The sequence below is a fragment of the Gammaproteobacteria bacterium genome (assembly GCA_003696665.1).
Classification (GTDB): Bacteria; Pseudomonadota; Gammaproteobacteria; order Enterobacterales.
Genome location: RFGJ01000014.1, coordinates 1 through 13580 on the forward strand (window position 1 = coordinate 1; position 13580 = coordinate 13580).

Sequence of the window (13580 nt, forward strand, 5' to 3'; positions counted from 1 at the left end):
AATGAGGTCACCAATGAGACACGAAACCAGGTCGAGGAGCAACAACGCGGCGCACAAGATGTGCAAAATGCCGTCAATGAGATGAGTGAGCGCGTCGTGTCTGTCGCTTCCAGCGCAGCGAAAGCCGCCAAATCTGCCCAACAAGCCGATAATGAGGCGAAAGCTGGCTTGGGGATCGTACAGGAAAATATTACACAAATACGAACCCTTGCAGATGACGTTCGCCAAGCAGCAGAGGTCATACAGCAACTGGATGCCGACAGCGTTTCCGTAGGGATGGTGCTGGATGTCATTAAAAGCATTGCCGAACAAACCAATCTGCTCGCGCTCAATGCAGCCATCGAAGCCGCTCGTGCTGGAGAACAAGGGCGCGGTTTTGCCGTCGTTGCCGACGAAGTGCGTACACTCGCCTCGCGCACCCAAGAGTCGACCACAGAAATCCAGAACATCATTGAGCGGCTACAAGCGGCTGCTCGAACAGCGGTCGATGTGATGAACAAAGGGACCCAACAAGCCGAAATCAGTGTCGAGAACTCGGTGAACGCCGGACGCAGCCTAGAGTCCATCACGCAAACGGTCACCACCATCTCGCAAATGAACATCGAAATTGCAGACGCCACCGAAGAACAGCAAGCGGTTGCGCATAGAATTGTGGATTTCGTCAAGGCCATCAATGAACATTCGCAGAAAACCAGCAGCAGCGCCGGACGCATGGCAGAAGTTTCCAATGAACTCGCCCGATTAGCGAGCAAATTGGAATCGGTCGCCCGTCAATTCAGTATCTAGCGACAACAAAGAGGAGTACAAAATATGTCTCACAACAAAAAACTCTGGACAGTTACGCTACTGGCCAGTGCCATTTCTGGCCTCACGCACGCCGGTGATATTGAATTTACCGGGTTTATGAGCGTGACAGCGGGACTTGTCGATGACGCCAACAGTATCAGTTTTGCCGGATACAGTGAATCCGATTTCACTTTTGAACAAGGCACTTTGTTTGGCCTACAGGTCAGCGGACAAATTTCTGACAAGGTGAGCGCCACGGCGCAGATGGTGGCACGGGGTAATGAAAATTACAACGTCGAGGCCGAATGGGCCTACCTCAGTTATCAGGCCACAGATAACGGAAAAGTGAGATTCGGACGCCTACGGATGCCACTGTACCTGTATTCCGACTTTGTTGACGTTGGCTACGCCTACACTTGGGTGCGTCCACCCAGCGCCGTGTATTATTTGCCATTTAACAATATTGAGGGCGTCGACTATTACACGACATTTGTGCTCGGTGATTTCGACAGCAGTTTACAAGTTTATTATGGCGCCTTCACCGATAGTTTTGTGCCGGCAGAAGGTGCACCGGAAGCAGAGACACGTTCACGCAACCAGTTTGGCGTGGCGTTCACCTTCGGCCAGGATTGGTGGACGGTACGCGCTGCCTATCACGCGGCCACCTTATCGGTTGACGTAACGGGCATCCCGATCTCAAGCACCGACACCATTGGTAGCTTTGCCAACACCCTTCGTCTTCTGGGTTTTTCGGCCAATGCCGACCGCCTGCTCGCCGAAGAAGATGATGCTACCTTTATCGGCATTGGCCTATCCATTGACACCGGAACCTATTTGCTGGCTGCCGAACACGTTGAGTTCGACTACGACAACACCCTGTTTTCGAAAGATGTGCGGGATTACGTCATGGTCGGTTATCGTACCGGCAATTGGCTGTTCAATGTCACCGCACAACGCACCCGTGACGAAGCCACCCATCCGGAAGCTGGTATCCCAGCAGGCGTCGCCATTCCAGGGGTTGGCAGCACTGATGTCTTGATCGCATCCCTGCAAAGCATCGCTGCGGCACAAGTCGGCGATATGGATACGCTCTCATTTGGCGCCAGATGGGATCTTGCCCCGAACACAGCGCTGAAATTTCAGCTGGATGACGTCGAAGACAACAGTCCTATCTGGGGTGGCCAGACACTCGATCAGCGTGTCTTTTCTGTGTCCCTGCAAACCATTTTCTAACGAGGTGCACCATGCGTAAATACATTACCCTCCTTATCGCAGCTGCGGCCCTGGTGATTGGAAGCACGGCCTATGCTGGCATTGCGGTCATTGTTCACCCTTCATCCGGTATTGACACGCTTTCCGCCGATGACATCGCTCGCATCTTTCTGGGAAAAACAAAAAAGTTCCCTAATGGCCAACAGGCAATCCCGATCAATCAGAACGAGGGCTCTCCGATACGAGAAAAATTCAATCGGGCGATCCTCAAGAAAACACCGAGTCAATATAAAGCCTATTGGTCTCGACTTGTCTTCACCGGGAAAGGGACACCACCCAAGGACAGCGGCACAGATGCTGACGTAAAAGCACTGGTGGCGGCCAATCCAAACGTCATCGGCTACGTCGATAGCAGTGTTGTCGACAGTAGTGTCAAGGTGGTATTTGAATTGCCATAGCGCCTAATGGCCCTTGGCATGCCATCTGTTTCTTGCGACAATACGCGCCTGTCGCGAACTTGAATATTTAAGTCAATGGCCGCACAAATTCTCGACGGGCGCACCATCGCCGCCAACGTCCGGCAACGGGTAAAAAAAGGAGTCGAAGCACGACTGGCAGAAGGCTTGCGTGCGCCGGGCTTGGCTGTCATTCTTGTTGGTGAAGACCCCGCCTCACAAATCTACGTCCGGCGCAAGCGTCAGGCGTGCGAAGAAGTCGGGTTCGTTTCGTTTCATCACAACCTGCCAGAGGATACGTTAGAGCACGAACTGCTTGAGCTCATCAACACACTCAATCACGATCCCGCAGTCGATGGCATTTTGGTGCAGCTACCATTGCCCAAACACATCAATGCCGAACGTATTTTGGATGCCATTCATCCTGATAAAGATGTTGATGGTTTCCATGCCCTTAATATTGGCAGGCTAGCACAACGCCGCCCGTTATTACGGCCCTGCACACCAGCCGGTATTATGACCATGCTGGCCACCACTGGCATCGACCTTCACGGTGTTGAGGCCGTGATCGTCGGCGCCTCAAACATTGTCGGCCGACCAATGGCCCTCGAATTACTGTTGGCCGGCGCGACAGTGACCGTGACCCACCGTTTTACCCGCGATCTCCGTGCCCATGTCGGTCGGGCCGAGTTGCTTATTGTGGCCGTTGGAAAACCGGAGCTTGTGCCTGGGGAATGGGTCAAGCCAGGCAGCATTGTCATTGACGTAGGCATTAATCGGTTGCCATCCGGTAAACTCGTGGGCGATGTCGGCTTTGCGGAAGCAGCAAAACGTGCGGCCTGGATCACACCGGTACCGGGTGGTGTTGGTCCGATGACAGTCGCCACGCTGCTTGAGAATACACTGCACGCAGCCGATCAATTGCATAAAGGCTGATACAAGTGACATTCATCGCAAATCAAGGTAGCCTCTTGACAAGTTTCATTGCTTAAGGGGTTCGATATGCGCGTCTTTTCGATAGGCCTGTTGGTCTGGCTATCATGCACCGTACAAGCAAACTCGCTGGAGTTGCTCAAGATTTACCGTCATTTACACCAGAATCCAGAGCTTTCCTATCAAGAAAAAGAAACAGCCAAATTTCTTGCGACGACGCTCGAGTCGCTGGATTATGAAGTCCATACCGGGATTGGCGGCCACGGTGTTGTCGCATTATTGAAGAACGGTGACGGCCCTACTGTGATGATCAGGGCAGACATGGACGCGCTGCCCGTGAAAGAGCAAACCGGTTTGCCATTTGCCAGTCAGAAAACAGTGATACAACCAGATGGACAGAAAGTCAGCCTGATGCACGCTTGTGGCCACGATGTGCACATGACTGTATTGATAGGGGTTGCCGAGCATATGGCCAAGCACCGCAGCGAATGGCATGGCACACTAATGCTCATTGGCCAACCGGCAGAAGAACGGGGTGGAGGCGCCAAAGCCATGTTAGCAGATGGCTTATTTGAACGCTTCCCTCGGCCCGACTACAATCTGGCGCTCCATGACAGCGCCAGCCTGCCTGCTGGTAGCATCGGTTACACTGCCGGCTACGCATTGGCGAGTGTTGACTCGATCGACATTGACGTCTTTGGTTTGGGCGGCCACGGCGCCTACCCTCACCGGACCAAGGACCCGGTGGTATTGGCCTCACGGTTGGTTGTCGATTTGCAAACCATCATCAGCCGGGAAATCAATCCCATTGAACCTGCGGTGCTGACTGTTGGTTCAATACACGGTGGGACAAAGCACAATATTATTCCCGATCGTGTACATCTGCAGTTAACTTTGCGTGCCTATTCCAAAATAGTGCGCAACCAAATCATTGAAGCGCTGAAACGGTTAGCGACAGGATTGGCCATTTCGGCGGGCTTGCCCAAAGACAGAATGCCGGTTGTGACCGTGCAAGAAGATGAATACACGCCCTCCACTTACAATCATCCGCAATTGGTTGATTTTGCTATCAACACTTGGCAACACGCCCTGAATGACGTCGTAATTAAGTCGGTTCCGCCAGTGATGGGCGGGGAAGATTTTGGTCGATTTGGTGCGGTGAGCCCGCACATTCCATCGTTTATTTTCTGGCTGGGTGCGGTCCCGCAGGCGCAATGGGAAAAGGCGCAACAGGGCCAATCGACATTGCCTTCTCTGCACTCGCCTTTTTGGGCACCGGATGCCAAGACCGCCATCCCTGTTGGCGTCAAGGCCATGACTGTGTTGGCCAAACAATTGTTCGAAAAACAGCCAAAATTCAGTGCAAACTAAGTGGTATGGTTGATGCTGGAACATGTGAAATTTTTTCCGTCTGCCGTCGTGCTGTGCGCCTTGCTCACCGCACCTGTCGATGGCTTGGCCAGCGCTGCTCTGCAAGCTATCAAGATTTCGCAAACCGACAAGCCTCCCGTGATCGATGGCGCCCTGGGAAGAAACGAGTGGTCTCAGGCGGTACGCGTACCCGTCAATATTGAAACGCGACCACGCGATAATGTCCCGGCTGAAGTCGAGACCACGGCATGGTTGATGCGGGATGAGAAAAACCTGTATGTCGCCTTTCGAGCAATGGAGCCCGATCCTGCTAACATTCGCGCCTTCTACCAAGATCGAGATAGGGCTTTTTCAGATGACACCGTCGGCATTTTGCTTGACCCAACCGGTCAGGGGCATATTGCTTATCAATTCTTCGTCACGCCACTTGGCATCCAAATTGACGCCATAGAAGACGACCTCAATCAACAGGAGTCAGCAAGTTGGGATGCCATCTGGTCGTCCGCAGGTAAAATATTGCAGGATGGCTACGTGGTGGAGATGGCCATACCGCTCTCAATTTTTCGTTCGGTGGATAGCAATCAGCCCTGGGGTGTAGAACTGTTACGCTTCCGCCAGGGAAAATTTCGGCAACGATTGGCCAGTAACCCCCGGCGTCGTGACATTCGCTGCCATCTCTGCCAAATGATGCCACTGACCGGCATGCCGCACAGCACCAAAGGCACCCGTTGGCTCATCACGCCATCATTGGTCGCTGGTCATCAACGCGCGCGTGATGACATCAGTGTTCCATACGAGAGCACCGACACCCGGGAAGCCAGCCTCGATATCCGTTGGGCAATGGATGCATCGTGGACGCTGAACGCGACAATTAATCCCGATTTCTCACAAATTGAAGCGGACGCCCCGCAAAGTACCGTCAATACCACTCGAGCGCTATTTTTTGAAGAAAAACGGCCATTTTTCCTTGAAGGCGCCGATCAATTTAATGCTCCAATCAATTTGCTCTACACACGACTTGTCGCCGATCCTGACTGGGGCCTCAGGCTCAATGGCGTGACCGGAAAGACGAGCCTTTCCGTATTTGCCGCAGAAGACACCAGTACCAACTTTTTGCTGGTTGGCCCAGAATCCTCCGAAATTGTGACCTTGGACGAAAAAAGCCGAAATCTCGCCTTGCGGGCAAGGCAGAACCTTGGTGATACCACACTGGGGCTTCTGGTGACCGACCGGCATAGTCGTTCCTATGACAATCAAGTCATGTCTACCGATTGGCGCTGGGATATTGATGCACAACAACAATTGACGATTCAATACGCCTACAACGCTGCCACCTATCCAGAACAATTGCGCCTTGAGGGCAAAGTTTGCAAAACAGAAACAAGCGATAAAGCCTTTTTGCTTGGCTATCAACTCAAGACCGAACATTGGGAAGCCCAACTTGAGCACTTATCCTTGGGCGAAGCCTTCCAGCCGGGACTGGCCTTTCTGGACAGGAGTGGATTTACCGAAACTCGCGGGGAACTCACGCACACATGGTATGGCACCCAGGAGGACTGGTGGTCACGCGCGAAACTTTCAGTGGAGTGGGAAAAAAGCAAGCGCGAAGACGACCGCACCTTGCTCGATAATCAAAAAAGCATCAATTTCCGCATCTTTGGTCCGTGGCAAAGCATCGTTCGGTTGGGATACGAGACACAAGACACCGTGTTTTCAGGCACTCGCTTCGACCAGCAGCGCACTCAGTTTTTCACCGCGCTTCGCCCGACGCCTTTCTTGCGCCTTGAACTCTACGTTAGCCAAGGGGACGATATTGATTATACCCACGTGCGACCGGCTCAGTCCCTCGCCTACTCGCCGGAAGTCGGCTGGCACATCAATCGACACTGGCGCGTCGACCTCGACCACTTCGAGGAAACACTTGACGTAGCAGGCGGAGAACTCTTCAAAGTACAACTCGATGATTTGCGAGTGGTCTACTGGCACACGGCCGAGCTTTTTGTGCGCCTCACCGCGCAATACAGCAAAATCAATCGCAATCCCAACTTGTATGTCGATCCGGTTGAAGCCCAAACATCAGATTTAGGTGCTCAACTGTTGTTCGGTTATCGCGTCAATCCCCAGACGTTGGTTTATTTCGGGCTGGATAAAGCCTTTACTTCGCCGGATGCCAAAACCAGCCTGCATCAACTTGAAAGCGGCTGGTTTGCCAAATTTTCCTACGCTATCGACTGGTAATTCGCGGTGCTGGAAGCGGCGTGCTATTGCCGCTTCCAAATGGTACCGCTCGGCGTATCCTCAAGCACAATCCCACGTGCTGCCAACGTATCGCGAATGCGGTCTGCTTCGGCCCAGTTTCTAGCCTTACGTGCCGCCGTCCGCGCCGCAATCAGGCGCTCAATTTCACGAACTTCTTCATCGTCAGTGCCACCCTTGAGGAAATCCTCAGGATCCGCCTGCAAATGCCCAAGCACACCAGCCAGTGATTTCAGCAACCATGCCAAACCTTGTGCTCTACTTTTGTTTTCCACCTTTAACTTGTTCAGTGTACGAGCCATGTCAAACAACACTGCCACTGCCTCGGGCGTATTAAAATCATCATCCATTGCCTCGACAAACCGGGTACGGAATGCTTCGTCACACGGATCCAGCGCCTTCTCATGCGGCTCGACATCACGAAGCGCATTATACAAACGCTCCAAACCTGCCTTGGCTTTGTCTAAATTGTCCGTTGAATAATTTAATGGCGAGCGATAGTGACTGCTGACCATAAAGAATCGGACGACTTCGGCCGGATAATGCGCCAAAACCTCGCGAATGGTGAAAAAGTTACCGAGGCTTTTTGACATTTTCTCGTCATTGACCTTCACCATCCCTGTATGCATCCACAGTTTCGCATACTGGCACCCGGTCGCCCCTTCCGATTGTGCGATTTCATTTTCATGATGCGGAAACATCAAATCAGAACCGCCACCATGAATGTCAAATTGCTCGCCCAAATTGTGCATTGACATGACCGAACATTCGATATGCCACCCAGGCCTGCCGTCACCCCATGGCGATGGCCAGCTTGGCTCCCCAGGCTTGGCTTGCTTCCACAACACAAAATCCAGTGGGTCTTCTTTGGCCTCGCTCACTTCAATCCGTGCCCCGGCGCGCAATTGAGAAATATCTTGATGGCTCAAGCAACCATACGCTGGATACTTGGACACGTCGTAATAAACATCTCCATTTTCCCCAACATAGGCATGTCCCTTTTTAATCAAACGTTCAATGAGCTCGATCATTTGAGGGATATACTCGGTGGCGCGAGGTTCGACGTCGGGTGGCAACATCCCCAAACGTTCGAAATCTTCATGCATCGCCTTTATATAACGTTCGGTCAGTGCCTCAAATGAAATGCCCAGTTCATTCGCGCGACGAATAATTTTGTCATCAATATCAGTGATGTTCCGCACGAATGTCAGGTCATACCCTCGCCAACGCAGGTAACGTGTAATGACATCAAATGCGACAAAAGTTCGGCCATGCCCAATATGACAGAAGTCGTAAACGGTGACACCACAAACATACATCCGTACTCGATGGCCATCGAGCGGTTGAAAAATTTCTTTTTGTCGAGTCAAACTATTGAATATTTGAAGCATGGCTGCCATTTTGGGACTGTGCAATGATTGCGTGGCATTATATCATTGCGAGCATTCACTCACACAGATTACTGTCCATGAAACGAGTCATCCTATTTGTTGCGCTTTGCTTGTTATGGAGTTGTGCAACTGCCGCAGATCCTATCAAGGTCCGCTTTGAAACCAATGTGGGTACCTTTGTTGTAGCACTCTATCCCGACAAAGCGCCCAAGACTGTTGATAACTTTATGAAATATGTTCAAGGCGGCTTCTACGACGGTACTATCATTCATCGTGTGGTTCGGGGGTTTGTCATCCAAGGAGGCGGTTATACGCCCGATGGAACACCCAAAGAAACCTTGCCTCCCATCCCCAATGAGAGCCACAATGGTTTGTCCAACCTACGCGGTACCATCGCCATGGCGAGAACACAAGATCCCAATTCGGCCACCAGCCAGTTTTATATCAATACGGCGGATAATACCCGACTCGACTACCAGAACGGCAAACCGGGATACACGGTATTCGGTAAAGTTATCGAAGGCATGGATGTGATTGATAAGATTGAACAAAGTCCAGTTGCGCCTGATCCCAATCTCGGGCCACATCGCCCGTTGGAGGACATTATCATCATAAGAGCCCGGCGTGTTCTGACGCCGCTCAACACGTGGCTTAACCAATGACCGATCTACTCATTTCAGACCTCCACCTGCAACCGGATCGTGAGGATTTGACACGCCTGTTCAACCATTTCATCACCGGGCCTGCCTATGAGGGCGATCGACTTTTTATCCTCGGTGACTTTTTCGAGTACTGGATAGGCGATGATTTTTCACATCCATGGCTAAGCGACATTGAACAAAAACTCCGAAACTACACAGCAACCGGTCGCACGCTTGTAATTATGCACGGTAATCGGGACTTTCTGATTGGACAGACGTTTTGCGAAAGAGTCGGCGCCAAACTGCTTGCTGAGCCTAGCGTTGAAACCATCGGCGGCATTCCCTCCCTAATCACTCATGGTGACGAGCTATGCACCGACGATCTTGAATATCAGGCATTTCGCCGGAAGGTGCGTGATCCCGAGTGGCAAGCTGCCTTCCTGTCTCAGCCATTGGCTTCGCGCATTGCATTCGCGGAAGACGCCCGCTCACACAGCCGCCAAAAACAAGCGGAGTACAACGAATCGATCACCGACGTCAATCCCGATGCTGTTTTAGCGGCGTTCAGAACATACGATGTGCATCGGATGATTCATGGACATACACATAGACAAGCCATCCATCAAATCGAGTGTGACGGGCGCCTCGCTGAACGGATTGTCCTTGGTGACTGGGGTAAGACGGGCTGCTACTGCCAGTGTCATAATGGCCATCGACAATTGATTAACTTTGTCGCACCATAGACGGGACACCGCTATGAAACCGAAAGTTGTCGTCGACCGATGTGATGAGCTCGGCTTCACGTTCAACGAAAAAACGAATCCGTGCATCCAGATCGGTATCGACACTTCTTGCCAACGCCAAATAGTCGGAAAAATGGCGGCTTTCCGATTTCAAAAGAAACCGATAGTACTTGGCAAGCGCTTCATCTTCCAAATGCGGCGCTAACGCAGCAAAACGTTCGCATGAACGTGCTTCGATAATGGCCCCCACAATCAGTGTGTCTGCCAAACGACCAGGTTCTGTGGTTCGAATCCCTTCATGCAAACAACGCGCATAACGTGATGCCGACAAAGGCCGATATCGGTAACCTCGGGACTCTATCATCGCCAGCACCTGCTCGAAATGTCTAAGCTCCTCGCGTGCCAGGCGAGATAATTTGTGCTGCAACAAGGCGTAGTCGGTGTAACGAAACATCAGTTTTAACGCAGTGCCGGCAGCCTTTTTTTCGCAATGCGCATGATCAATCAGCAAGATCTCAGGGTGTTCCAAGGCTGCATCAATCCACTGCTTTGGGGTCGGCACTAACAAAAAGTCATACACCGGCTGCAAATCAATTGTCATGGTATTTGTCCACATGCCGTTTTAAGCCGCGATTCTATCAAATTGATTGCTGAGCACGAATGGCTAACTGACACCGTGAGTCGTTTTTGATACAACTACGGTTACCGAAGTTTCATGGCAAATCTAAAGGGAGAGTCTCATGCACCCGTTTGAAGCGTTTAGAACGAAGCGCGAAAAGGGTAACGAAGCCGTCCTCAAAACGGACAACCTGACAATCAAACGCTTATTCTCGCTGGATAAGCAAACCTACAATGATGGGGCGCTGGACAAAGGCACGAAAGAACTTCTGGGGTTAGTGGCCTCGACCGTGCTCCGTTGTAATGATTGTATTGACTACCACTTGGAGCAGGCTGTGAAGGCTGGATACACTCGCGCACAGATCGATGAAGCCCTGGGGGTCGCACTACTTGTGGGTGGTTCTATCGTCATTCCTCATCTGCGCCATGCGGCAGAGAGCCTTGATTTTCTTTATTCTGAGCCGTCACAGACCACCCCATCACGTCACGAATAAAAGGAACTGTTAGCGGGCGTTTTTGCACCAATGATGCATGGTCCAGGCGTTCAATCACACTGAGCAAATGTCGCATATCACGCGGGCCGCGTCGTAACAGATAGCGGCCTGCTTCGTCCGACAAAGACAGGCCTCGTTCAGCAAGATGTCGTTGCAACGCGATTAATCGCTCTTCATCAGCCAATGCTTTGAGACGATAGCGAGCCGCAGACTGTAAACGTGACCGCAAGTCGGGCAGTCGCCAATCGGTACGCTCTGGCGCGCTATGGGCCCCGAAAAGGATGGCATGCTCATTATCTTTGACCCCGTTGCATAAGGAAAACAGCGCCAGCTCCCAATCAGAGTGGCCAGCCACCACGTCGATATCATCAAGGGCAATGTGCCCAAATTGTTCCAACCCAGCCAGGCTTTCCGGCGTTAATCCATCCTCGCGCAAACTCAGGTACATTGTCTTGCCTGAAAGCTCGGCCGCCAAGGCCGTGGCCGCGAGTAACAAGTGCGTCACACCGGTTCCATGGCCGCCATACAAATAGGTCCACTCTGAAGACGTTGATGCCCATTGCCGCAACGCATCAACCGCTAATTGATTGGGACCACGTACAAAATTAGCAAATCGCGGTTGCACCTGATTCATAAAAGGCAAGGGAAGCTGCCTAGGCATCTCGCTCACTTCCATCGTCCACCGCGTCTTCATCTTTGTCATCAGCTTCAGATGGGCTTTGCGCCAACGCATCGGATACCGGCCGCTTCTCGCAATAGACGTCGTCATTTTGATAGAACTTGCTGCGTTGATACCTCTGGTGAAAATGACGCAATATCACCGCAATGGCCGCCGCCAAGGGTAAACCGATCAGCACGCCGGTAAATCCCAATAAGTGCCCGCCGGCCATCACTGCAAAAATCACCGCCACTGGGTGTAAGCCGATGCGATCACCAACAAGCCAAGGGGTTAACACAAATCCTTCCAACATTTGGCCAACAGCAAAAACAACGCCAACATAAATCAGTGGTTCAAATGACTGAAATTGGACAATGGCGGCCACACACGCAAACAGAAGCCCCAAAATAACGCCCAAGTAAGGCACGATGCTTGCCAGCCCTGCCACAACACCAATCAAAAAGGCCAGATTCAAACCAACCATCTGTAGGCCGAGCCAATAGATCAACCCTAAGGCAAACATCACCAATAATTGTCCTCGAACAAAAGCGGACAGGACGTGATCAATATCTGACACGACGCGGGTCACGCTGCCGACATGCTTACGTGGCACAAGTTCACCCAGAAATGCCACCAAGTGGTCCCAATCACGAAGCAAATAAAACGCTGCCACCAGCACCACCGGAATCACAAAGACAAAGTTCATCCATGAAACTGAATAGACGCCGATGGTTTTTAACCAAGCGATATTTTGATCTGCATGCGCGATCATCCATTCGCCGAGACGTTCATGACTTGGCCATGTAAAGTTGAACGTTTTTTCCAAATATGGAATGGCATTATCCTGTAACCAGAGCATAATTTTTGGCGCTTGTTGGACGGCATAAGTGGCTTGGTCGACCAAAGCCGGTACAGCGATAATCATGAAGACCGTCAACAATAAGATAAACAAGGCAAAAACGCTCACCACACCAAGTGTGCGCGGCCAACCACACGCCTCAAACCGGTCCACCAAAGGATCGCACAGGTAAGCGATCGCCGCCGCAACCAAAAATGGGGGCAGCACAGGCGCGAGCAAGTAGATGACAACACCTGTGACAATCGTCACCGTCAGCCAGAATGTTCGTGCCGAGAGACTATCCATCATTCGACTCCCTCAATCTATCCACATGTGTTTTGGCCAAACGCGCCCTTCGCCCCCAAACCCAAACATAAGCCGCACCACTGACAACGCCGAGCGTGCCCACAATCCATTGTCCCCAAAGTTCAACAATGGCCCAGCCAATCCCGGTACCAAGGCGCATCATGACGAAGCTAACGAGTAAAATCTGACACGCCGTGTTGATTTTTGAGATTATCAATGGCTGCATCTTCGGCGTGCCAATGAAGAACAAATAAGCGAAGTAACCAATCACTATCAAGATGTCTCTTCCAAAGACAATGACAAATAACCACCACGACAAGTGACCATGCCAGGTCAGCACACCGTACGTCAGGGTAACCAAAAGTTTGTCAGCAGCCGGGTCGAGCGTCGCACCAAATCGACTCGTCCAGCCATAACGACGCGCCAAAAAACCATCCAGTCCATCAGAAATACCGGCAATCACAAAAATCACAAATGCGGCCACGTAATCTTCGACGATAAGTAACCACGTCAACGGTGCCAGCAACAAGAGCCGAATCAAGGTAATGACATTGGGCAAGTGCCGCCACACATTCTCCATGTCACTGCGCTCCTTGCCAAAGTGCTTCATAAATCTTTGACGTTTCGCCTGCTTCCGTCGGCGAAACGACGACCCGAACCATGCCGTCAAGAGCCATCGCTTCCATGGCGGCTTGTTCACTGCCAGCCAGCCGCAATCGGAAGGTCACTGAGCCCTCTGATAATTCGACGGTGTGCACACTTTGTACTGGCAGCAAGCCCTCCAAATAGTTTTCTATCTTTGCAAGTGTCACGACATCTGGTGTATTGAACTTAAGATATATCGCGCTACCCGTCCCTGAACTTGGCAACACCGCATA

General features: G+C 51.7%; 15 protein-coding genes. 9 read left to right on the plus strand and 6 right to left on the minus strand.

The window, feature by feature from the left end:
* From D6694_00320 to D6694_00345, 6 genes are all read left to right on the plus strand, one after another.
* A partial coding sequence (locus tag D6694_00320; protein RMH48568.1) for a methyl-accepting chemotaxis protein occupies positions 1–786 on the plus strand: 786 nt, incomplete at its 5' end.
* Between the two features lie 24 nt (positions 787–810).
* The gene (locus D6694_00325) at positions 811–2019 is read left to right on the plus strand and encodes a DNA topoisomerase IV (protein RMH48569.1); all 1209 of its coding nucleotides are present in this window, start codon (positions 811–813) and stop codon (positions 2017–2019) included.
* A gap of 11 nt (positions 2020–2030) precedes the next feature.
* A complete protein-coding gene (locus D6694_00330; GenBank protein ID RMH48570.1) occupies positions 2031–2456 on the plus strand; it encodes a phosphate ABC transporter substrate-binding protein in 426 nt (141 codons plus the stop codon).
* A 75-nt stretch (positions 2457–2531) separates the two neighbouring features.
* On the plus strand, positions 2532–3389 hold the full coding sequence (folD, locus tag D6694_00335; protein RMH48571.1) for a bifunctional methylenetetrahydrofolate dehydrogenase/methenyltetrahydrofolate cyclohydrolase FolD: 858 nt from the start codon (positions 2532–2534) through the stop codon (positions 3387–3389).
* Positions 3390–3470: 81 nt separating this feature from the next.
* Positions 3471–4757 (plus strand): amidohydrolase, encoded by a 1287-nt coding sequence (locus D6694_00340; protein RMH48579.1) that lies wholly within the window; start codon positions 3471–3473, stop codon positions 4755–4757.
* Positions 4758–6995 carry a hypothetical protein gene (locus D6694_00345; protein RMH48572.1) on the plus strand — a complete coding sequence of 746 codons (2238 nt, stop codon included), beginning with the start codon at positions 4758–4760 and terminating at the stop codon, positions 6993–6995.
* Between the two features lie 23 nt (positions 6996–7018).
* Here the strand turns inward: D6694_00345 and D6694_00350 are convergent, their stop codons facing one another.
* Positions 7019–8404: a cysteine--tRNA ligase gene (locus tag D6694_00350; protein RMH48580.1), complete on the minus strand. Its 1386-nt coding sequence runs from the start codon at positions 8402–8404 to the stop codon at positions 7019–7021.
* A gap of 77 nt (positions 8405–8481) precedes the next feature.
* On the opposite strand from D6694_00350, the gene D6694_00355 reads away from it, so the two are divergent.
* Positions 8482–9066 carry a peptidyl-prolyl cis-trans isomerase gene (locus D6694_00355; GenBank protein ID RMH48581.1) on the plus strand — a complete coding sequence of 195 codons (585 nt, stop codon included), beginning with the start codon at positions 8482–8484 and terminating at the stop codon, positions 9064–9066.
* Complete coding sequence (locus D6694_00360) at positions 9063–9788, plus strand: UDP-2,3-diacylglucosamine diphosphatase (protein ID RMH48573.1); 726 nt, start codon at positions 9063–9065, stop codon at positions 9786–9788. Before D6694_00355 ends, D6694_00360 begins: the two co-directional genes overlap by 4 nt.
* Here the strand turns inward: D6694_00360 and D6694_00365 are convergent.
* Positions 9769–10383 carry a tRNA-(ms[2]io[6]A)-hydroxylase gene (locus tag D6694_00365; GenBank protein RMH48582.1) on the minus strand — a complete coding sequence of 205 codons (615 nt, stop codon included), beginning with the start codon at positions 10381–10383 and terminating at the stop codon, positions 9769–9771. The two genes, D6694_00360 and D6694_00365, sit on opposite strands and share 20 nt — an antisense overlap.
* 145 nt (positions 10384–10528) lie before the next feature.
* On the opposite strand from D6694_00365, the gene D6694_00370 reads away from it, so the two are divergent.
* A complete protein-coding gene (locus D6694_00370) occupies positions 10529–10900 on the plus strand; it encodes a carboxymuconolactone decarboxylase family protein (protein RMH48574.1) in 372 nt (123 codons plus the stop codon).
* On the opposite strand, the gene hda is transcribed toward D6694_00370, so the two are convergent.
* From hda to D6694_00390, 4 genes are all read right to left on the minus strand, one after another.
* Positions 10815–11669 carry a DnaA regulatory inactivator Hda gene (gene hda, locus D6694_00375; GenBank protein ID RMH48575.1) on the minus strand — a complete coding sequence of 285 codons (855 nt, stop codon included), beginning with the start codon at positions 11667–11669 and terminating at the stop codon, positions 10815–10817. The genes D6694_00370 and hda overlap by 86 nt on opposite strands.
* Positions 11554–12702, minus strand: coding sequence for an AI-2E family transporter (locus D6694_00380; protein ID RMH48576.1), 1149 nt, complete (start codon positions 12700–12702; stop codon positions 11554–11556). The genes hda and D6694_00380 overlap by 116 nt, the downstream gene beginning before the upstream one ends.
* Positions 12695–13312, minus strand: a complete 618-nt coding sequence (locus D6694_00385; GenBank protein RMH48577.1) for a CDP-alcohol phosphatidyltransferase family protein — start codon at positions 13310–13312, stop codon at positions 12695–12697. The genes D6694_00380 and D6694_00385 overlap by 8 nt, the downstream gene beginning before the upstream one ends.
* On the minus strand, positions 13284–13580 hold a 297-nt coding region (locus D6694_00390; protein ID RMH48578.1), incomplete at its 5' end, for a hypothetical protein. The genes D6694_00385 and D6694_00390, both read right to left, overlap by 29 nt.

Excerpts from the sequence above, each read along its gene's own strand:
- hda (RMH48575.1), bottom strand. The coding sequence starts at position 11,669 with ATGACGACGTCTATTGCGAGAAGCGGCCGGTATCCGATGCGTTGGCGC.
- D6694_00370 (RMH48574.1), top strand. The coding sequence starts at position 10,529 with ATGCACCCGTTTGAAGCGTTTAGAACGAAGCGCGAAAAGGGTAACGAA.
- D6694_00330 (RMH48570.1), top strand. The coding sequence starts at position 2,031 with ATGCGTAAATACATTACCCTCCTTATCGCAGCTGCGGCCCTGGTGATT.
- D6694_00380 (RMH48576.1), bottom strand. The coding sequence starts at position 12,702 with ATGGATAGTCTCTCGGCACGAACATTCTGGCTGACGGTGACGATTGTC.
- folD (RMH48571.1), top strand. The coding sequence starts at position 2,532 with ATGGCCGCACAAATTCTCGACGGGCGCACCATCGCCGCCAACGTCCGG.
- D6694_00350 (RMH48580.1), bottom strand. The coding sequence starts at position 8,404 with ATGCTTCAAATATTCAATAGTTTGACTCGACAAAAAGAAATTTTTCAA.
- D6694_00385 (RMH48577.1), bottom strand. The coding sequence starts at position 13,312 with ATGAAGCACTTTGGCAAGGAGCGCAGTGACATGGAGAATGTGTGGCGG.
- D6694_00325 (RMH48569.1), top strand. The coding sequence starts at position 811 with ATGTCTCACAACAAAAAACTCTGGACAGTTACGCTACTGGCCAGTGCC.
- D6694_00355 (RMH48581.1), top strand. The coding sequence starts at position 8,482 with ATGAAACGAGTCATCCTATTTGTTGCGCTTTGCTTGTTATGGAGTTGT.
- D6694_00360 (RMH48573.1), top strand. The coding sequence starts at position 9,063 with ATGACCGATCTACTCATTTCAGACCTCCACCTGCAACCGGATCGTGAG.